Source organism: Melioribacter sulfuriphilus (assembly GCF_052656625.1).
This window is the reverse complement of record NZ_JBQXXK010000003.1, coordinates 1-22,477: the sequence shown is the minus strand read 5'-3', so window position 1 is coordinate 22,477 and position 22,477 is coordinate 1. Positions and strand designations below refer to the sequence as shown.

At 36.9% G+C, this 22,477-nt stretch carries 17 protein-coding genes; all 17 read right to left on the bottom strand.

The annotated features are described in order from the left end of the window. Positions 1-3: 3 nt before the first annotated feature. The gene (locus ACUN8G_RS03840) at positions 4-3,021 is read right to left on the bottom strand and encodes a TonB-dependent receptor (protein WP_437345805.1); all 3,018 of its coding nucleotides are present in this window, start codon (positions 3,019-3,021) and stop codon (positions 4-6) included. A gap of 269 nt (positions 3,022-3,290) precedes the next feature. Continuing rightward, the gene (locus ACUN8G_RS03835; RefSeq protein WP_437345804.1) at positions 3,291-4,616 is read right to left on the bottom strand and encodes an AGE family epimerase/isomerase; all 1,326 of its coding nucleotides are present in this window, start codon (positions 4,614-4,616) and stop codon (positions 3,291-3,293) included. 16 nt (positions 4,617-4,632) lie between these two features. Next, a complete protein-coding gene (locus ACUN8G_RS03830) occupies positions 4,633-5,460 on the bottom strand; it encodes an RraA family protein (RefSeq protein ID WP_437345803.1) in 828 nt (275 codons plus the stop codon). A gap of 203 nt (positions 5,461-5,663) precedes the next feature. Continuing rightward, positions 5,664-6,662 (bottom strand): SDR family oxidoreductase, encoded by a 999-nt coding sequence (locus ACUN8G_RS03825; protein ID WP_437345802.1) that lies wholly within the window; start codon positions 6,660-6,662, stop codon positions 5,664-5,666. 59 nt (positions 6,663-6,721) lie between these two features. After that, entirely contained in the window at positions 6,722-7,975 is a 1,254-nt protein-coding gene (locus tag ACUN8G_RS03820) for a hypothetical protein (RefSeq protein ID WP_445480898.1), read from the bottom strand. A gap of 292 nt (positions 7,976-8,267) precedes the next feature. Continuing rightward, positions 8,268-8,963 carry a phosphate signaling complex protein PhoU gene (gene phoU / locus ACUN8G_RS03815; RefSeq protein ID WP_437345800.1) on the bottom strand — a complete coding sequence of 232 codons (696 nt, stop codon included), beginning with the start codon at positions 8,961-8,963 and terminating at the stop codon, positions 8,268-8,270. A gap of 15 nt (positions 8,964-8,978) precedes the next feature. After that, positions 8,979-9,731 (bottom strand): phosphate ABC transporter ATP-binding protein PstB, encoded by a 753-nt coding sequence (pstB, locus tag ACUN8G_RS03810; protein ID WP_437345799.1) that lies wholly within the window; start codon positions 9,729-9,731, stop codon positions 8,979-8,981. Positions 9,732-9,735: 4 nt separating this feature from the next. Beyond that, the gene (pstB, locus tag ACUN8G_RS03805) at positions 9,736-10,530 is read right to left on the bottom strand and encodes a phosphate ABC transporter ATP-binding protein PstB (protein WP_437346143.1); all 795 of its coding nucleotides are present in this window, start codon (positions 10,528-10,530) and stop codon (positions 9,736-9,738) included. 17 nt (positions 10,531-10,547) lie between these two features. Beyond that, the gene (gene pstA, locus ACUN8G_RS03800; RefSeq protein ID WP_437345798.1) at positions 10,548-11,414 is read right to left on the bottom strand and encodes a phosphate ABC transporter permease PstA; all 867 of its coding nucleotides are present in this window, start codon (positions 11,412-11,414) and stop codon (positions 10,548-10,550) included. Then, complete coding sequence (gene pstC, locus ACUN8G_RS03795; RefSeq protein WP_437345797.1) at positions 11,399-12,343, bottom strand: phosphate ABC transporter permease subunit PstC; 945 nt, start codon at positions 12,341-12,343, stop codon at positions 11,399-11,401. The genes pstA and pstC overlap by 16 nt, the downstream gene beginning before the upstream one ends. A gap of 14 nt (positions 12,344-12,357) precedes the next feature. Then, on the bottom strand, positions 12,358-13,407 hold the full coding sequence (gene pstS / locus ACUN8G_RS03790) for a phosphate ABC transporter substrate-binding protein PstS (protein ID WP_437345796.1): 1,050 nt from the start codon (positions 13,405-13,407) through the stop codon (positions 12,358-12,360). An 81-nt stretch (positions 13,408-13,488) separates the two neighbouring features. Next, positions 13,489-13,962, bottom strand: a complete 474-nt coding sequence (locus ACUN8G_RS03785) for a hypothetical protein (protein ID WP_437345795.1) — start codon at positions 13,960-13,962, stop codon at positions 13,489-13,491. 216 nt (positions 13,963-14,178) lie between these two features. Then, positions 14,179-15,948, bottom strand: a complete 1,770-nt coding sequence (locus tag ACUN8G_RS03780) for a T9SS type A sorting domain-containing protein (protein WP_445480897.1) — start codon at positions 15,946-15,948, stop codon at positions 14,179-14,181. After that, positions 15,899-17,239, bottom strand: coding sequence for a beta-helix domain-containing protein (locus ACUN8G_RS03775; protein WP_445480896.1), 1,341 nt, complete (start codon positions 17,237-17,239; stop codon positions 15,899-15,901). Before ACUN8G_RS03775 ends, ACUN8G_RS03780 begins: the two co-directional genes overlap by 50 nt. Before the next feature lie 15 nt (positions 17,240-17,254). Continuing rightward, positions 17,255-20,053 carry a TonB-dependent receptor gene (locus ACUN8G_RS03770; RefSeq protein WP_437345793.1) on the bottom strand — a complete coding sequence of 933 codons (2,799 nt, stop codon included), beginning with the start codon at positions 20,051-20,053 and terminating at the stop codon, positions 17,255-17,257. Positions 20,054-20,569: 516 nt separating this feature from the next. Then, positions 20,570-21,355 (bottom strand): hypothetical protein, encoded by a 786-nt coding sequence (locus ACUN8G_RS03765; RefSeq protein WP_437345792.1) that lies wholly within the window; start codon positions 21,353-21,355, stop codon positions 20,570-20,572. 98 nt (positions 21,356-21,453) lie between these two features. Beyond that, on the bottom strand, positions 21,454-22,239 hold the full coding sequence (locus tag ACUN8G_RS03760) for a lysophospholipid acyltransferase family protein (protein ID WP_437345791.1): 786 nt from the start codon (positions 22,237-22,239) through the stop codon (positions 21,454-21,456). Positions 22,240-22,477 lie beyond the last annotated feature (238 nt).

The following is a 22,477-nucleotide window of genomic DNA, read 5'->3' as shown; positions in this document are numbered from 1 at the left end:
ACATTATAAATTATATCTAATTCCCACATCCATTGAGAAGCCATAATATTCAATATATGTGGGATTCTTCAAAGACGAACCCCTGAATGATTCGTCAGGCCGATTGTTCAGATTTGTAAAGTTAGCAAATACCTGAATGCCGTTATTGAGCTTTTGCTGAATTGTAAAATCCCATCTGGAATACGGTCCTGTAAAGTTATCCAGCGCAGATTCGGATGAAATATAGGTGACTTTGTCTGTTTGATAGAGATATGATATACGTGCCGAGAAGCCCTTGTAATCATATCCCAAAGTAATATTAACAATATGTTTAGGTTGATCGGGCATACGTGCTACTCTGAAGCTGTCGACAAGTATTGGTTGTCTTCTCGGAGGTCGTGTACCAGGAATTAAATCGCCTAATTTATTGTAAAAGAGTTGTTTTTTAATTTCTGAATGAATGTATGTATAGTTGACATTAAGTACTACACCTTTTAGTACACTGGGTAAATACCAGAAATTTGTTTGCCACTCAAGTTCAATTCCCTTATAATATGCAGGCTCAGGATTGTTAATATATGTGTCAATTTGAGGCGCTGACTTTAACCAACTGTTTGGGATGTTCAAACCGGAAACAAATGCAGTATCCTCAAATGTGTATGCTAAGCCAGGCTGTAAAATATAGGATGCATAGAATACAAGATCGTCAATTTTTTTGTAAAAACCTGTGACGCTGAAAAGTCCAACATAATTTTCATAAACCGATATCGACAGGTCATAATTTGTTGAGTGTGAAGGTTTAATTTTAGAATTAGCAGCTTTAATATAACTTTGATATGAATTAACCCACGTTATTGGAGCATATTGAATATAATCGGGACGCGTCAAAGTTTCTGTACGAGCCAACCTAATTTTCATCCAATCAACAGGTTTGACAATAAGATGAATCATTGGAAGGAAAAATTCATTATCGCGTTCGACTTCTAAATCCTCGAAATCAGCTGGAGCAGCTTCTACATTATTGGGTGTTACCTGACGGAATCTTTGACCGTTATAAACAGTATTTTCTTTTTCCCACCTCATTCCACCAATTAACGTGAGGTACTTTGTTACATTTAATTCACCCATTAAATAAGCAGCTTGAATTGATTCTTTGCCGTCATAATCATTGCCGAGTGAACCAATAGAATAACGTCTGGCAATCGCAGCTGTATCGCCTTCAATTTCTTCTTTTGAAAATATGGCTTCCATCACTTTATTCATTAAGTCATTATCTGCAACAAATCCGAGAGGGTAATCACCATTTAGAAAGTCATCGCGATTGTAATCACTAAGAAATCTCGAAATTGGCAATACAGCGTTTTCTCTTACCAATATTGAATCGCTCTGAAAGTTAAACTGATCGGGATACTTTTGTGCAAGATATAATAGTATTCTTCTTAATTCGCGACTTAAGCCAGTACCTGCACCATATTGCAAACTACCACGCCCATTTTGTTCTTGATCATAAAGTCGCTTCAACCATTTGAACTTAGTACCCGCTTTTAGATATCCATTAATATCTTTACTGAGTGTAAAAGGCATTTGTAAATTCAATTGGAATGCAGTTTCATCTTCATTTAGTTTCGTGCCGTAGATATAACCCGATTCGAGTCCCGTGGAATTTGTATCTAAAGTGACTAATGAAGGTACTTCGGTTGGATGTGTTTCAGGAGTAATCATTCCTGTTTCAAATGAAGCATTTTCCTGGACAAACGTCCATGTTCTGTCACTGGGATTATTATTTCTCGATGAAGTATGTGAAATGCTGAAGTCATATTTGAGCCAGTTAAAATCCTGTTCCATTCCAACAGCACCAGTGAATATAGAAGTTGTTCCACCTCGATCTTCCAAATCATAAAAATGTCTATTTTCACTTAAAAGCATTCGATTAATACGATATAAACCATCCCACGTTAATTTGTTGTAAAATGAATTTGCCGTTATTTTCCCATTTGAGAGTTTATAATCAAGAAGTAAACTGCCGCCTGTTCTTTGTCGTTTGACATTTTCTTCACGCAGTCTTAATTGAGAAATGTATACTTGAGTTTCGCCCGTATTGATATCTGTAGTCCTCAAATATTCACCTTGAAATTTATCTGCACTTCTGTCGTAATTATCAGTATTAAAACTTGCTATCACTCCAAGTTTATTATTATAGAATCGATTGCTCAGATTTGCAGATAAATTGTAATTACCGTAATAATTCTGAAGTTTGTTATATCCACTTTGGATATTAGTATTCAAATGAAAACCATCTGGAGCTTCTCTTAGTTTGAGATCAACAGTTCCACCTAATGCATCGGCATCCATATCGGGTAAATTTGCTTTTTTAACTTCGATTCCATCAAGAATATTCGAAGAGATTAATGATAAATCGACACTCCTATCGTCACCACCGGTAGCGGGTAACCGAACACCATTGACAGTAACGGCATTATATTTGGGTGAGAGACCTCTAATTTCAACCTTTGTGGCTTCCCCTCCGTATCGTTGAATTGATACTCCTGGCAAACGTCCGATCGATTCAGCAGCATTGACATCAGGCAGTTCTTTTATACGACTTTTCGATACCACATTTGCAATAGTATTTGACGAAAATTGTTGATTTATTGCTTGGACCTGACCTTCTACTTGAGCAGTAATTACAATCGTCTCGCCCTCTAACGTTATGAACTCAAGATAAAAATCCTGCTGAACAGTCCTATTATCAAAAATTTCAATTTCAGTAGTTACCTGGCGGTAGCCGATATATGATACTGCAATTGTATGTTTACCAGCAGGTATACCAACAATGCTATATCTTCCTTCGAGGTCGGTCGCCGACCCGAGACTCGTTCCCTGTACAATTACATTGGCACCAATCAAGGGTTCGTTTGTTGCTTTATCGAATACTCTGCCTCTTAGCCCCCCTGCAGCATTTAAAATTTCAGCCGCACCTAAAAAGAATGAAATAAAAATCATCAGTTTACTGCAGAAATCATAAAATGTAGAACTTTTCATTCTGCCTCCTCTAATCAACAATTAAGTTAAATTTAATTATAGATATAGTTTACTGATAGTAATTTATCACGGTAATCCAAGAATCTTCCCTCCATATAAATATCAGCCAGCCCTATTCTATTTCTTTTCATAAAAATTAATTACCAATTATAATGCCATTGAATATTATCTGAATTAATTGCAAAAAGTTCGAAAGTCTTCTTGTGTAATTATCAATTCAATAAAATTTTATAAAAATAATAAAGCATAATTATAGAGATAGTATTTCCTTAATTTTTGAGATTTTTCAAGCAATTAATGAGCGCCCGTGTTGTATGATAGTTTGCTTTCCAGATTGATGCCTTCGGATAGTATTCCATTTTTTCAACCGAATCTTTCCCCCAGAAATACCATCCCCCATAGTTTGAGTCAACAAGATATTTTTCGATATAGACTAAGGTTTTTTCAAAATATGCATGATATTCATTTTTTTCAGCGGGGAAGTAACGCGACATAAGGAGCGCTGTATTTAGAGCTTCTGCCTGAGCCCACCACTCTTTGCTCCTTTTAATAATTGTAATCTTATCTTTGCCTTTGAAATAATATCCCCTATCAAAAATACCACCTTTACTTAAATCCCAACCGTTCATTAATGTATGGTCGGTCAATTTTTTCGCAATTTTCAAGGTGATGTCATGGTCACCTAAATGCAATATTTCAGAGGTTTCCAGCAATAAATAAGCAATTTCGATATCGTGCCCGAAAGAGACATGGTCAAATTCATAATTTCGCTTTCTAACTTCCTCACTCGAATCGCGATATGAAATCGGTTTAAGATCACGACTGAAAAAGAGATTCATATAACCAGTCGGAGTTACAATTTTATCACGAATCAGATAAAAAATTATCTCTAAACGTTTTTTCAAGTGATCATCTTTCCAGACTTTATATAGTTCGGTAAACGCTTCAAGTAAATGAATTGAACTATTCTGATCTTTGGGAGGTGTATGGTTATATCCGTTTATAAAAGGAGTCCCGTCACGTTCCATAAACTGGAAATAGCCGCCGAATTTTTCGTCATAACTATGTTTATCGAGCCATTCGAACGTATTGATGGCTAATTTCAAAGCATTGGAATCGCCTGTAGCCCTGAAATATGCCGCCAATCCATAAATTGCAAATGCATTCCCATACGCTTTTTTAATAATCCTTCCATCTTCCCTGATTATCCTCCCTTTTCTGTCGACAAGATCATAAAATCCACCATATTTTTTATCCCACATAATGGTTCTGAGAAACTCGACACCATGCTTGGCGTATTTGAGATATTTCCGATATTCCGGAAAGTGGATAGCGGCATTCGATATCGACCAGACGTGTCGCGCTTGTGTAACTATCATTTTGTTCTGGATTCCTTCGACTTCCCACTTATAATTAATATCGCTGAAATATCCTCCATATAGAGTATCGACACAGAGCGGATACCAGAGAGAAATCTCCTGCTCGAGTAGATAGTTCAATCTTGCAATAATGCTTTCCTGATTACTTTGTATTCTACTCGTCGAAAACAGGAGAGTATTAGAAAAAAATATTAATAGAGATAAAAATTTTTTCATACGATTTACTTTGAATTTATTTAACTGTTTTATCGAGTTCCATATTTAAACTTTTATACAAATCTTTTCTGCCCGCTTTATCTTTTTCAAGTATTTCACGGGCATATTTTGCAACCTCTTCTGCTACATAACGAGGAACGACCACTACTCCATCGCCATCAGCCACAACAACATCTCCCGGACATACCAGCACGCCACCGATAACAACAGGACGATTGATCGATTCAATTTCATTTCTGCCCGGTCTAATTCCTCTCCCTTTTTTTCTGTGATAAAGCGGAACGCCTTCAATTTCAATTTCATCCGTGTCTCTTGAAGCTGCATCTGTAACTACGCCTACTGCACCGAGTTTTTTCCAGGCAAGAATATTATATGATCCAATACTGCCAATATCCTTCTCTTCTACGTCATCAATTACAATAGCAGAACCAGGACGAATAAGTTTGACAAATTCTTCGTGCGAATATTTGCTATAAAAATTTCCTTCCCACTCTTGAAATTTTTCACCAGGAGCCGGACGGTCAGATTTTTGAGTCGGAACATATCTCACAGTTAGAGCAATGCCCCTGAACTGGTGTGTTAAATTCTTGGAATCTTTCCAGCAAGCCTGAATCGATGGATCGACCAATCCTGTATTTGGAAGTCCAACCATATCCAATCCGTCAGAAACGTCGGCAACACGCAATCCCTCGTACATTTTCAATATCCTTGCATCTTCTTCAGCCGTATAGACTTTTGTCGGTATATAATTGTATCCCTGCCTCAATTTTTCATCCGACAGTTCCTGAGCTGTTGTCAACCTTACAATTAAAAAAACGGTTAGAAGAATCATTATTTTTTTCATAGATACCCCGCTCTAATTTTTAGACTCAACTATTACTATTACAAACAAAAATTTTGTCGACTTAAAAACTTTCTGCCCCCATAATATCGTATTCCATGTAGATGACTTTCTTAATTAAGGAATCATTTAATTTATTTCAAGATAATAATCAGCTATTAACTAATAACCCTAACTTCTCATACTTCCATTCTAATCCCTAATCCCTATTCCCTAATCCCTAATTTTCTATACTCTTTAATAATTCTATCGATCATATCGTTAGTTTCTTTTTTCACGATCATTCTTTCAGGTTTTTCTTCGAACCACGTTAAAGTTCTTTTAATTCCTTCCTGAAAAGGGATCATCGCTTTATAATATGGGACGAAGGATTTGATTTTCGAATTATCAAATATTGCCGTCCATGTTTTATCGCCCAGTAGACTTCCTTCCATTGAAGGTTCGCATTTTACAATGAAATCCGAAGGGATATGAACGATATTTGGTTTAGTTCCTACGGCATCAGCAATGTAATAATGAATCTGATCCCACGAAAGAGCTTCGTCTGAAGTAATATGAAATGAATGACCAATTGATTTAAGATTTCCAATCAAGCCGACAAAACCAACTGCAAAGTCGTCCGAATGAGTTAAAGTCCAGAGAGAAGAACCATCGCCGTGGACGATAATTGGCAGTCCCTTTTTAATTCTGTCGACGATTGTATATTCAGTCCAGCCACCGATCGGCACTGGAATAACATTCGAGTATGTATGAGAAGGTCTTACAATTACTGACGGAAAGTCGTCATCGCGGTAAGCTTTGTTGAGCAACTCTTCGCAAGCAATTTTATTGCGCGAATAATCCCAAAAAGGATTCTTTAACGGTGTCGATTCTGTAATCACAGAATTGAGAGGTGGTTTCTGGTAAGCTGAGGCCGAGCTAATGAAAATATATTGTTTTGTTTTCCCTCCGAAAAGTTTAATATCTCTTTCAACGTCTTTGGGGTCAAATGCAATCCAGTTGACTACCGAATCCCAGTAGTGTTCCTTCAGCAATTCTTTCATTTTATCGATATCATTAATATTGCATTTAATATGTTTTGCACCTTCAATATTAACATTGTTCTGTCCCCTGTTTAGCAAGTAAAGATCGTAACCTTTTTGTACGCACAACCTGCTAACGCTTGTACTAATATTTCCTGTACCACCAATAAAAAGAACTTTCATAATAAATCCTTTATTTCTTTATTCTGATCAAAGATAACGAGTAATAATTCAAAACACTATTATTTTTTAGCGTCATGATGAAATTTTTCATGAATATTAAAATGGAGTCGTGGAGCAAATTTTGAATTTTCCGATGCAAAAAAAGATGCTATTACAGCACCAAGAGGCTTTATAATAATTCCCTTTGTTTTTCCTTCAATTAATCGCTGCATAACAGGCCTCGATATTACAAAATAATTCTTTGCCCCTTTTCTCATCTTTACCTCGTAGTCGATAATCATTTGAGTATTTATTACGCGGTCGATGCTTTTACCTTCGAGGAGGAGATCGAGAGTTACATTCTCGTCCACCCATTCTAAATTGCCATCCAGGATTTCTGAAATGCGTACCATGCCGAAATCCTTTTTGTAGTCTGGGGAATTTTGCAAAGAATACGTTGTCAATTCCAGAAGCGCCGGACCGGCAGCAATTTTACTTCTAAATTCTTCAAAATTCCATTTGAGAATTACATATTGTGTCCCGCTCACTGTAAGCAGATTAACAAAATTACCTTCTTCATCTTCGGTTCCCCAATTGTTAAAGTTATAGTTAGAATAAGATAAATCTACACTAGCGTCTTCATCGACAATTAAATGAAATTCAAATTCTGAAGTATCCGGAATTGGCGGATGATATGGTATCGGCTCGCCCAGATCTTTTTCAGTTTCAGATACCTTAACGACATCGACTTTAATATAATCAATATCGACCCAGTATTTATCGAATCCCCAATCCATCATTGCTATCTGTACATAAATAGTATCACCGGGATGAGCGTCGAAATTTTTTGTAGTCATACTTATCGTATGCCATCCAGAGGTGTCTGAGATGTCATACTCCATAAGATGCGTATGAAAATCGGTAGTGCGTTGTGTATTGAAATGCATGTTAATTCTTTTTGGTGCGCTGCTTACTCTTACTTTAGCTTCAACTCTGAGTTCGTAATCTTCTTTTTCAAGCAAGGACAAATCGAGATACTTTGAGACGGCTCGTTTTATCAATGCCCACCAGATGCCTCTTTTATCGTGTTTAGCGTCTACAATTAACGAAGCGTAATCGTCGACCTGCTTAAAATCGATTTTTACATTACCGTCACCAGCAAAGTATGTCCAGCCGTTTAATCCTTTAGGGTCGTACTGCAGTCTATCTTTATCAAACTCATCAATAAATTGTGCCGAGATATTTATGAAAGTTAAAAATAGTATTATAACAAACATTCTCTTTTTCATAATAAATTTTGTATTTACGTTTAGTGTATGCTTAATCCAAAACATAGTTCCAGCATGATTCTCTCTTTGAGAATGAACTGTAAAGAATCAATGTGATTATATTTTTAATAAAAAATTATTCTTTTAATAAAAGCAATGCATTTTCAACCTATTAAATTCAGGTAAAGAATTTATTAAAATCTGGAATCTTATTAGTTGATTTTCAAGATATATGCCAGAAAGTTATTGTTTGGGGTGCTTTGTGCGGGAGTTCTTTGTGCTGGGGTTGTTTGTGCGGGAGTTCTTGGTTTTAGATATTACCAAACACTCAACTATATCATCTATAAACTAACAGGCATCAACTCTCTTCGTCGGGTTTATCTCGTTCCATCTTTTGTAATTTCTTTTTGTGAGAAATAATTTTTGCTTCTACATAAAACACTAAATCCTCTGCGATATTTGTGGCGTGGTCGGCAAGTCGTTCGATATGTTTGGTCATAACAATTAAATGTGAACACGGTTCGATTAAATCCGGATTAGATTGCATTTTTGAAACGAGGAATTTGAAAGCTTGTTTATTATACTGATCCACAATTTCGTCTTCTTTCATAATCGCTTCAGCCAGCTTGCTGTCGTTATAGATAAAAGAATTGATCGCATCTTTTAACATTTTACGTGCTTGTTTACCCATCTCGTTAATTTGCGCCTCGACAATCAATGGGTAATTGTTGGCTGTTTTTTTTACACGTTTGGCAATGTTAACGGCTATGTCGCCACAGCGTTCAAGTTGATTATTGATCATCATTGCAGATATTATAAAACGGAGATCACCTGCAAATGGTTGAAAAAGTGCCAGTATGTTTTCGCATTGAGCCTGTATTAAATTGTCGTAGGCGTCAACTTCGAGATCGCGCGATTTAACTCCCTGACACAATTCGACTTTACCTGTTTCAAGCGCTTCAATTACTCTTTCGACCTGTTCATCGACAATCGAAGCCATTTTAATAAGATTATTTTTTAGACTTTCTATTTCAGCGTTAAAATGTTCCTGCATAATTACTCCGTTTAATTAACCAAATCTACCGCTAATATAAGCTTCTGTTTTATCGTTTTGAGGTGCGGTAAATATTTTTTTCGTTTCGTTAAACTCAATCAAATCGCCCATATAAAAGAACGCAGTTTCATCGCTTACACGGGCAGCCTGTTGCATATTATGTGTAACTATAACAATTGTATAATTTTTTTTCAACTCAAAAATCAGGTCCTCAATTTTTGTCGTCGAAATTGGATCCAGAGCACTTGCCGGTTCGTCCATTAAAATTATTTTAGGTTCAACAGCAAGAGCGCGTGCAATACAGAGCCTCTGCTGTTGTCCACCACTTAGCGACAATCCACTCTTTTTCAGATCGTCTTTTACTTCTTCCCAGAGTGCTGCCTTTCTGAGAGTGTTTTCAACAATTTCTTCGAGTTGTTTTTTATCGCGTATACCGTTGATTCGAGGACCGTATGCAACATTGTCAAAAATCGACATCGGAAATGGATTCGATTTCTGAAAAATCATTCCGACATTTTTCCTCAATTCTACTATATCGATTCTGTCTTTATAAATATTTTTACCGTCAATTATTACGTCACCTTTGATTTTAACACCGTCAATCAAATCGTTCATCCTGTTGAGACATCTCAGGAATGTCGATTTACCGCAACCCGAAGGTCCAATAAGCGCAGTAATCTTATTCTTTTTAATATCAATCGAAATATCTTTCAATGCCTGAAATTTGCCGTAAAAAAGATTCAGATTTTTTACTTCAATAATATTCATATTTTCAGCCGAAACGTCCTGAAATATATTCTTCAGTTTGTTTATTAGAAGGATTAGTAAAAATTTTTTTTGTATTGTCGAATTCAATCAATCTACCCATATAGAAAAAAGCGGTATAATCGCTCACACGCGCTGCCTGTTGCATGTTGTGCGTTACGATCACAATAGTGTATTCTTTTTTTAATTCATAGATCAAATCTTCGATTTTAGCTGTGGCAATTGGATCCAGAGCACTTGTGGGTTCATCCATAAGAATTACTTCGGGACTGAGAGCTATTGTACGGGCAATGCACAATCTTTGCTGCTGTCCTCCAGAAATGCTCGCACCTGAACGGTTGAGATTATCTTTAACTTCATCCCACAATCCGACTTTCTTTAAATTTTCCTCGGCAATCTCGTTCAGTAATTTTTTATTGCGCATTCCGTTTAATTTCAATCCTGCAACGACATTATTCATAATCGACATCGTAGGAAACGGATTTGGCTTCTGAAAGACCATCCCAACTCTCTTCCTCAGTTCTACTGGATTGATGTCTCTGATATCAGTGCCATTGAATAAAATATTTCCAGTATAACTTCCGCCAATAACTTCGTGCATTCTATTCAAACATCTGAGAAATGTAGATTTACCACACCCTGAAGGACCAATAATGGCAGTAACCTGTTTTTCAGGAATATTGAGATTTACTTCAAATAAGGCTTGTTTTTCTCCGAAGTAAGCAGACAATTTATTTGTGGAAATTACGGCTTCCTCCTGAGTCACTTTACTGCTTTCGTAAATTACATTTGTTATGGGTATTTTATCCACGTCTCGATTCAGTTGGTTTTATATTTAGAACGAGTAATTATTTTGAAAGTTAAACTTAGTAAAGAAATCAAAATTATTAAAACAAGAGCGGCAGTCCATGCCTGGGCATTCCAATCTTCAAAAGGCGCCCGAGCGTAATCGTAAATATAGACCGTAAGAGAAGCAATCGGTTCGAAAATATTTGTAGACCAGAATCTATTACCCAGAGCAGTGAACAATAAAGGAGCAGTTTCACCTGCAGCTCTCGATAACCCGAGCAATACACCAGTTGCAATCCCCTTCCAGGCTGTTCTCAAAACAATGAATAGAGAAGTTTTCCACTTCGGTATACCTAGCCCCAGTCCTGCTTCGCGATAGCTGTGTGGCACCAATTTGATCATTTCTTCTGTAGTTCTGGTAATCGTGGGAATCATCAAAATTGCTAATGCAACTCCTCCTGCCAGTGCAGAAAATTGTTTCATTGGTACTACAACAATTGTATAGGCAACAACTCCAACTACAATCGACGGTACACCACTTAAAACATCTGTCAAAAATCTTAATAATTGTCCGAATTTGTTATTTCCAAATTCAGCCAGATAAATGCCCGACATAATTCCTACAGGCAATCCAATCGCCCCTCCTATTCCGACCAATATCAATGTACCGACAATTGCATTTGCCATTCCACCACCAGATTCTCCAACAGGTTTGGGCATTTCTATGAAAAATTCGAGATTCAATCTGCTGATGCCTTTCGAAACAGTATAGTAAAAAATAAAGATCAAAGGTAATATGGCAACCAGAGCTGCAAGGAAAGTCAATGAATTAACAACAAAGTTGACTGCCTTCCGATATTTAAGTCTACGTTTGTATTTTTTTAATACTGTTTCCATTGTTTTTCAATGCTCCAGACTAATAAACGTGCGGCGATATTGATTATTATTGTAATAACGAACAATATCAAAGCCAGTTCGATTAATGCGCTTAAATAAAGCTCTGTGGTGGCTTCGGTAAATTCATTGGCAATTATACTAGCCATTGTATAACCTGGATCGAACAGCGATTCCGAAATAATGGGGCGATTGCCGATGACCATAGTTACAGCCATCGTTTCACCAATTGCTCTGCCTAAACCAAGCATGATAGCACCGAGGATTCCAGATTTAGAATTTTTCAATACAATTTTAATTGCTTCCCATTTGGTTGCACCTAAGGCAAGAGCTGCTTCTTTTTGAATAGACGGTACCGATTTCATAATATCACGTGATATCGAAGTAATAATTGGTACTACCATAATCGAAAGAATAATAGCAGCTGCTAACATTCCAAAACCGTACATCGGGCCATCGAAAAATGGTAGGTAACCGAAATTTTCGTTTAGAAATGGTTCAACATCTTCACGCAACCATGGGACCAGTACAAATATTCCCCACAAGCCATAAACAATACTTGGCACGCCAGCTAGTAATTCTATCATAAAAGACAAAGGTTTTTCGAGCCAGCCTGGGGCCGATTCAGCCAGGTATATGGCAACAGCCAGACTAAGTGGAACTGCCATTAATAGAGCAAGAAAAGATGAAACAAGCGTGCCGTAAATTGATGGGAGTGCCCCGTAGATTTCTTCCACAGGGTCCCATGTAGTTTCGGTTATGAAATCCCATCCAAATTTATCAATCGATAATTTCGAATTGATATACATCTCATATCCCATCAGTATTACCATCAAGAAAACGACAATCGCAAAGATCAAAGTCAGCTTCTCGTAGATTAAATCGCCAGGATTAATACGCGAGGCTTTGAGGGATTTTTTTGCGAATTTCATTTTTCCCCTAAATTTTATTTGACCTTAATCGGTTTTCCATTAACGGTCAACATATCGATCTTTTTCATACACAATTTAACAACTGAAGGTGGTAAAGGCGCATAGTAAAGACTTTCAGCATACGATTCGCCTTTTGTCAAAGCCCACTTTAAGAATTTAACCAGAGCTTCGGCTTTCTTTTGATCTTTCATATCTTTATAAATTAAAAGCCAGGTGAAACCGGAAATCGGGTAAGAATCTTTTCCGTCAGCGTTTGTTATCATCGCTCTTAAATCATCAGGCATTTCCCTTGCAGCTCCATCTGATGCAGCAGAAACAGTCTTGAAATTAGCTTCGATAAAATTGCCAGCTCGATTTTTTATAAGTGCATAGGGAAGTTTGTTTTTTACTGCATAAGCAAGTTCAACGTATCCAATAGCTCCAGAAGTTTGTTTAATCATTCCAGCCACACCTTCATTACCTTTGCCGCCCAACCCAACTGGCCAATTAACCGAAGTATTGTAACCAACTTTTTTCGCCCATTCTTTGCTTACATTCGAAAGATAGTGCGTATAAATGAACGTTGTACCGCTACCGTCTGAACGATGTACCACAATAATGCTTTTATTTGGAAGTTTTACGCCTGGATTAAGCTGTGCAATTCTTTTGTCGTTCCACTTGTAAATTTTCCCCATAAATATATCTGCAATTGTGGGACCATCTAATTTTATTTTTTCCTTTACTTCTGGCAGGTTATAGCTAAGAACAACAGCCCCTAATACTGTCGGAATATGGATTACCTCTGTGCCTTGCTTTTGTTTGGCTTCCTGCAGTTGTGCGTCGCTCATTGGACCATCGCTGGCTCCGAAATCAACTGTCCCTTCTATTACCTGCTTTATACCACCACCACTACCAATCGATTGATAATTTATCTGAACACCTGTCTGTTTATTAAATTCGTCGAACCATTTTGAATAAATAACGTATGGGAAAGTGGCTCCGGCACCGTTGAGTTTTACCTGCGCCTGCAGGTTTAATATACCTGCAAAAATAAACACCATTAAATAAACTATCTTTTTGTGCATTTTATCTCCTCTAAATATTAATAAATTACAAAAGTAAAATATATGGAACAAAATCTGTTTGTAAATACCTTAAGTTATCATTTAAATAGTGGTTCTTTTATGAAATTTTTCCAGAATATTATCAACAACCGTAGTTATTGAAGAATATCCGTACTTCGATTGGTCATCTATCAATCCAGATTTAATGTAATTAAAATAAGTTGTAATTAAAACATATTTATCAGAAGTCGATTGAATAAATGCAAAGTAACTTATGAATTTGGAATCCTTTAATTCACTCATTGGATTAATAATAACATTAAACCAGTACATTATTCCCCGATTTGATACTAAATTTATTTGATAAAACTTTTCGGCTATTTTAATGCTGGTATTAAAGAAAATTCTCCTGAACTGAAATCCGTTGATGTCGTCATTATGGCTGTTGTTACGTTTAACTCTATAATAATAATCCCCAAAGACAAATCTGCTAACTATGGGAAGGTCATGTGCTGAAGTTTGAAATGTAATCATTAAAAAGAACGTAATTAATGGGAGAACAATTTTATTGCTCACCTCTCTCCTCTCTCTCCGGTTTATAAAAAAAATGTGTTACACAATTATAAGAATTAAAAGTATTCCAAGTGTTAAGAAATTGTTAAATCTATTAATCCCTGAAAATGAGGTTAATTATCCATTTGATTTGTAATGCGGGAAGAAGAAAATCATATAAATAACTAAGGCGTTCCGCCGGAGAACGGAACGCCTTCTGGAAGAGAGGAGAGAGAAAGTTTATTTTAACAATGTCATCTTTTTAGATACAACATAATTTTCTGTTTCCAATCGGTAAATGTAGAGTCCCGAAGGCAGATTATTTGCGTTCCATGTAATATTATATTTCCCTGCTTCTTTGTAACCGTTAATTAATTTTTCGATTTCTTGACCGAGTACATTGTACACCGTCAATTTTACGTTGCCCGATTTCGGCAGTACGAATGAAATTGTGGTTGTTGGATTGAAAGGATTTGGATAATTTTGACTCAATTCATAACCAGCAGGAATTATATTCGTGTATTCTTCTTCTACGCTAGTGATTGTATAGTCTGTAAATTGTGGGTCGTAATTTGCCCAGTATTCATCCCATCTAACACCCGAAGGATCAAATGCACCGATATAATTTACTACTTCAAAGAATCCACCAATTAAACGTGGATTATCAAAGCTTGCTCCACTTGCTGCCGGTGAATCTCCCATCGGTACTGCATTTGGATTATTCTGATTGAATGGATCGGTTAACTTTACTTCTGCACTTGTTGCAAATTCATGGTTCGAATATGATGGAGTCTTAAACCATGATGCAACGTCAAATCCTGATACGTTGGTCGTAAGATTTTTTCCACTCTGTGAACCTGCTATTATCGTATTGCGTATCTGTAGACTATCTGACTGCGCTCCTGCTACGCTATTCTCTCCGTCGAGATACAATCCCACCGGATAACCCATCACTATCGAATTGTACAACGACGTCAATGTCGACCTACGCAAGTGTAATCCGCGTTTGAAATTTGGATTATATCCACTGTAATCCGGTGTTACCAACGGTCCTACCATTGTCACGTTTGAAAATATCGGTCGTGTACGTGGCTCGTTCAATGTACCCGTTCCATCGTTGTCAGATTCAAATCCATTGCTACCACTTATATCCGCTACGTTGAAATCTCGGTATGCTACCAAAAATTGTAAATTCCCTCTGTATCCGAAATCTGTATCAAATTCATCATCCACTCCTTTATACGATATCAAATACTTTGCATTTACCGTACCTCCGAAAAATTCATACGAATCATCCCCTGCATAACTAACCTGTATGTGATCGATTGTCGTACCTCGTCCTACTGCTGCTAACGTTAAACCATTTATTTCATTGTCCGGCAGAAATGCTATACCAGGAAATTCTATCCTGACATAACTCATCCTTCCACTATTATCGTTGTCATCCGGATTATCTCCACCTCCGTATATCGTCCCCGTTCCTCCTTCTATTACCGCCGTTCCTCCTGGCACATTTATTCTTGCCTTACCTGCTATGATTATTCCTCCCCAATCTCCTGCTCCTCTTTGACCTGCGGGCTGTTGACTTGTAAATATTATTGGACGACTGGGAGTTCCTACTGCATTGATCTTTGCCCCTCGATTTATTATCAGTGTACCCTTCGAAGATTTCTCTCCATATATTATTGTACCTGCAGGGATTGTCAATGTAGCACCCTCATTTACATTAACAAATCCCCTCAATAAATATTTCTTATTTGCATCTAATGTACGGTCTGTATTTATCTCCCCTTCCAGTACTTCGTCATAGGATGCTAAATTACCACCACCATTCGATACTGTATAGTCAGTATTTTGTGGGTCGTAATTTGCCCAGTATTCATCCCATCTAACACCCGAAGGATCAAATGCACCGATATAATTTACTACTTCAAAGAATCCACCAATTAAACGTGGATTATCAAAGCTTGCTCCACTTGCTTTGTGGGTCGTAATTTGCCCAGTATTCATCCCATCTAACACCCGAAGGATCAAATGCACCGATATAATTTACTACTTCAAAGAATCCACCAATTAAACGTGGATTATCAAAGCTTGCTCCACTTGCTGCCGGTGAATCTCCCATCGGTACTGCATTTGGATTATTCTGATTGAATGGATCGGTTAACTTTACTTCTGCACTTGTTGCAAATTCATGGTTCGAATATGATGGAGTCTTAAACCATGATGCAACGTCAAATCCTGATACGTTGGTCGTAAGATTTTTTCCACTCTGTGAACCTGCTATTATCGTATTGCGTATCTGTAGACTATCTGACTGCGCTCCTGCTACGCTATTCTCTCCGTCGAGATACAATCCCACCGGATAACCCATCACTATCGAATTGTACAACGACGTCAATGTCGACCTACGCAAGTGTAATCCGCGTTTGAAATTTGGATTATATCCACTGTAATCCGGTGTTACCAACGGTCCTACCATTGTCACGTTTGAAAATATCGGTCGTGTACGTGGCTCGTTCAATGTACCCGTTCCATCGTTGTCAGATTCAAATCCATTGCTACCACTTATATCCGCTACGTTGAAATCTCGGTATGCTACCAAAAATTGTAAATTCCCTCTGTATCCGAAATCTGTATCAAATTCATCATCCACTCCTTTATACGATATCAAATACTTTGCATTTACCGTACCTCCGAAAAATTCATACGAATCATCCCCTGCATAACTAACCTGTATGTGATCGATTGTCGTACCTCGTCCTACTGCTGCTAACGTTAAACCATTTATTTCATTGTCCGGCAGAAATGCTATACCAGGAAATTCTATCCTGACATAACTCATCCTTCCACTATTATCGTTGTCATCCGGATTATCTCCACCTCCGTATATCGTCCCCGTTCCTCCTTCTATTACCGCCGTTCCTCCTGGCACATTTATTCTTGCCTTACCTGCTATGATTATTCCTCCCCAGTCTCCTGCTCCTCTTTGACCTGCGGGCTGTTGACTTGTAAATATTATTGGACGACTGGGAGTTCCTACTGCATTGATCTTTGCCCCTCGATTTATTATCAGTGTACCCTTCGAAGATTTCTCTCCATATATTATTGTACCTGCGGGAATTGCCAATGTAGCACCCTCATTTACATTAACAAATCCCCTCAATAAATACTTCTTATTTGCATCTAATGTACGGTCTGTATTTATCTCACCTTCCAGTACTTCGTCATAGGATGCTAATTGAGCATATAGAGAGATTCCACAGAAAAAGAATAGTAGTAGTAATATACGTTTGTGCATTATGTACCTCCTTAATTATATTTTATATGAAATGCTTATAGAAACCGCTGATTCTCTACTGTTTAGGCGTGCTTTTTTATCGCCCTGTCTAAAAGTTTGATCTTTGCCGAGAAGATCTTTGGCTGTAAATTTTAATGAAAGGTTATCTGTTAATTTTTTATTGATTACAAAATCAATAACATCACGCGGCTCTTCAACTATATCTTCCTGATAAGCTGTAGCAACCTCGATTATTCTTTCTCCAATTCTGTTATATAAGAATGTTACACTTGTACCCAGATCTTCGCTGTTATACGACAGGCCAATATTTATTGTGTATGGCGACTGTCCTTGCAGTGGTCTACCATTTCGTGCAATTGTAGTTTCGGTACCCTGTACTGTAACAGATGATTTAACACGCGTGTAATTTCCGTTTATGAAAAAATTTGAAAGAAGTCCCGTAATTCTACCCAATCCGAACCTGCCTTCAAGTTCAAGTCCATATACTTTTGCATTATCAGAATTTCTGTATGTTCTTTCGGAGCCAAGAGCACTTCCAGAAACAACAACTTGTTCAATAGCATCTTTCATGTCTTTGTAAAAAAGACTTGCCGAAATCATCTCGCCGATTCCAAAGTATGATTCGTATCGGAAATCGTAATTTTTTATTACAGCACGTTTGAGTTCCTGATTTCCACGAATTGAAGTCTGAGTATAGAAATCGAAATAAGCAAATGGAGCCAGTTCCCGTAATTCAGGTCGATTTACAGTTTGATTGGCAGATAGCCTTAGATTTGAAGATTCGTTCAACTGATAAATTAGATTAAGAGAAGGTAAAATGTCGTTGTTCGTTAGTTCAATAAAAATATCCTTTTGATCGGATAAGTCCCTTGATTTTACTGTCTGTTTTGAATTCTCTAAACGAGCACCACTAATTAATTTAAGTTCGTTTCCGAAGAAATCGAAGCTGTATTCAAACATGAAGTAGAAAGCTGAAATTGTCTGATCAGCGTTATAATTGTTAGTTCCATTCAGATACTCCTGAATTGAGAATCCATTTCGTCTATAATTTTCAGGGCTGAAGATCCGATCAATCGGCAAATAAAGAAGTCTAAAGTCTGTAAAACCATTGCCTGGAGCGTTTATAATTGTCCCGATCAATCGAGACTTAAATTCTCTATCTTTATTTTCATACAAACCACCAAATTTGAATTTCAACTTATTAAACGGAATGCTGAAGTCTGTGGCAAATCCGGTGGTCGACTCGTCAAGGTTTGAATAGAATCGTCCGCCATTTTTAAGATTGACCTGAAATCCTAAAAGTGCAGCAAATTGATCGTCGCTCCCAATTTCCCTCGCATAAATTACACGACGATAATCGGGTTCATCGCGCTTCGAAATAGAATTAAATAATCGCCATTGAGTTTGAAACGATTTCCCGAAATAATGTTCACCGGATAATTGACCATGGTAAACCTGACGAGAAGTAAATCTAAGTGCGTTTTGAATTTGTTCGGTACCAGAATCGGTATACTGCATGCCCCGTAATTCCGAAACTTCGTCGTCTGAAGTATGGCTATAAGTATTTTTTAAACTAAATTTATGATTGTTACCGAGTTTATAACTAAGATTTAACAATCCCCCCCACAAAGTGGAATATTTATATTGTTGACCTGCATAATTAAAACGAGTTTCACCACTGGCCTCGTATTCATTACGCTCTAAATTGGTTTTGCTGAAATTATTTTTATACGAAATAGCGGCAATAAAGCCGAATCGAGGACCGAACAATGTGACACCATCACCAAGCGAAATCATGAATCCACCATTCAAAGGAGCTTTCTTCGAATGAGTCGACCAGTTGTTTGGCAATAATTTTGCAAATCCCAGCATTTCCTCAGTTGTATAATTTCCTTTGCTCAAGTCTGATGGAATCGAGGAAGGGATACTTCTCGTACCATCATCGATACCCAAAAAGTCAAGCTTTCCACCATTATAAGTCTTGAAATCCGAAAATGAAGTGTTGTTCGAAAAAGAACCATCGATTGTTACGTTTAATTTCAGTTTATCCGGAAAATCGACGGTATTGAGATTGACAAGACCTCCAGCGAAATCACCCGGCTTATCCGGTGTATATGATTTGTCGATAACAGTATTGGCAAGAAGATTTGATGGAATTAAATCGAAGGCAAATGATTTTTTGTCAGGTTCTGTGCTGGAAAGTGGAGAACTATTCAATAGTGCATTGCTATAACGTTCACTTGTACCTCTTACAAAGATAAATTTATTGTCGACAACAGAAATTCCCGTTACACGTTTTAATGCATCGCTCGAAGTTGCGTCGGGCGATCTTCTTATTTGTTCTGCACTTATACCGTCACTGATTGAAACAGATTTTTTTTGTTTATTCAGCAAAGCCGCTTCAAACGATTCGTCTGCTTTACTGGTTACTACTACTTCGTCAACTGCAATAGCCTCAGGTTTGAGGGCTACGTTCTGTATTACAACATCTCCAGCTTTAACAACTATATTTGGGATTCGAGTTTTAGCAAATGAGATATAACTGACAATTAATTCATATTCTCCACCTGGTACGTTTTCAATTGTATAATTGCCTTCTATATCGCTTGCAGCACCAATATTAGTACCCAGAAGCAATACATTGGCACCAATAATCGGCTCTCCGCTTTCCGCATCTATAACTTTTCCTTTAATCGTCCCTTTATTAGTTTGTGCGGATACATTAAATGATAGCATTCCAATAAATAGTAAGATAAGTTGAATTGTTTTGACCAGTTTGGACATTTTTTTTCCGGTTGTAATTAAATAATTCATTTTTTCTCTCTCCTTTTATGTTACACTGCAAAACTATAGGACTAATGTTAACAGAGTGTTAAGCGTATGTTAAGGTAATGTTAATATTGGATGAGAGTAATAACGCTTGTGAAAACTTATAAATCGATAGTGTGGAAAATTATGAAGCTCTTATCTAATATTAATCTGGAGTAAGTACTTTAATTATCTAAAACGAGCTAAATTGAGTCACAAATTTTTATTGCACCTGCTATTATCAAATTACAGAATAGTTTATTCCAATCTTTAATACCAACTAGCTATATGAAGAAAAAGATTAAACTCATGAAGAAAAAAATCTTCGACTTACAGGAATAATTTAGAATAGGCAGAAGTTTCTATTAACTTTTAATTGTATATCTTTTTATACCCCGAGATATGTAATAAAGAGAATAAGGAGGAAATTGAAATATGCTTTGCCTGCTGACATTGAATGGAATTAAGTGATTTCCCTTTTATAAAATTTTATCTCAATTAGATCAGGAATTGAGGGTAGACTTATTCAATAGCTGTCAAATCCGAATAGATCAATTGCCATTTGCCATTAGTTCGTTCGAGATAAGCATTTCCGAACTGGTAAAACACACGGAAGATAATCAATGCCTGTGAAAGCGATTTATCGATATAAATCTTCAGAACAATTGGCATTGTAATTTTGTGGTAATCATCAACCCAGTGGTGATGTGTCAATTGAATTGCCTGCCTTAAAAAACTTATACGCTCGGAATGGTCGGGTTCTGGAGTTCCGTCAGATTGATACAAAAACCGATAGATCATCGAATCGGCTTCAAGTGAAAGATAAACTAATGGTAAATTAACTGAGGGCTGTGGTCGAAAATCAGTTATTTGATTATTAATCAGTTCAACACCTTTATAATAATAAAATTCAGGATTGGTATCTGTCACGGCATACTCAATGCTGTTTTGTACTACGATATATCGGAAATCCGTTTCAAAGTTTTCGTGATAACCGCCAGTGATACGATTTAAATCTTCTGGTGTATAAAACTCCTCGAAAATGTTGTATATCTCACGGACAGTATCTGGAAAAGAATTTTTTTGATTTTCGTTAAAAGGAGGGAGTAGATTCTGCCACATTGCAAATACTGAATCCAGTCCTTCAAGAGAATTATTTTGATATGCAACTTCAAGCAGCCGGGCAATTTCGTCGAAACCAGATTTAATTACCGATTCGTCAGGTTCGATAATCTTATCCCTGCATCCGAAACTTAAAATCAATGTAAGAGAGAGGATGTAGAAAAAATGACTAATTTTTAATTTCATTAAACAACGCCCTCAAAAAGTTATCTATAAAACGAGAAGTAAACTTATTTAATAGATAAAGTCAAAAGCTTCTAAATCAGCAAAAATGAATCTTCGTGTCATTCCTTTATTAAATCCGTTCTACCCCACTCGATAAATTTTTTCTTGATGAATTCTATTGTTTGGAAGTGTTCCTCGTTGCCGTTAGATTTAATTTCGATTGGTTCACCGAAACTAATTTTAACTTCTTTTGAGGGATCAATTTTGCCAAAGTCTTTTAAATATTTCCCATTTGCCCATGCATCGGAGACTAAAGCCACAGGAATAACCGGGACATTATTTTTCTTAGCCAATTTAATACCAAGCGTATTGAAAGATTTAACGTCGAGATAAAGCGAGCGTGTTCGCTGAGGAAAGATGATAATCGATTTTCCATTTTTAATTTTTGCAGCTCCCTGATTCAATACGGCCATTAAATCCTCACGGGGATTTTTCCTCGATACCAGGATCGGGTCACGTGCTGCCGAGACAGGTCCAAACAATGGAAAACGTACCAGCTCCTCTTTCATGACGAATACAACTTTTTTAACTGGATGAATTATGCAGGGGAAAACAAACGTTTCGAGTATGCTCATATGATTCGAAATAAAAATTACTGGTCCATCAACTTTTTTGATATTACTCATACCGTCAATGTTGAATCGTACACCTGTCTTTTCAAGTCCTCTTAAAATATTAAACGATGCTTCAATCCATTTTTCATCGTCGTATTTTCCTTTAACCGCCAATCGGTTAGAAGTATAGACCACTTTGAGCAGTCTAAAAAAATAAAATCCGAATGATGGAAAAACTGACTTTTTGCTTTCACGCGTAATGTATTCGTCTTTTTCTGCCAGATAGTTCATCGCAATTCCGAATAAATTGTAGTGATAATTTAAGAAAAACAATTTTTAAGGGAAAATTTTGTTCGCCGAGAGCAATTATGGCAGGTAGTAAATTGAAGTGAAGTAACTGGGAAGAAACCTCTGAAAAATTATCCAGAATTTAAAAACTTTTTAATGAAAAGCGTTGTAAGAGAATAAACAAAAAAGAGGAAAAGATGCGCAGCAATAAGATTAATAATATCGATTTGTTTACCCAAGC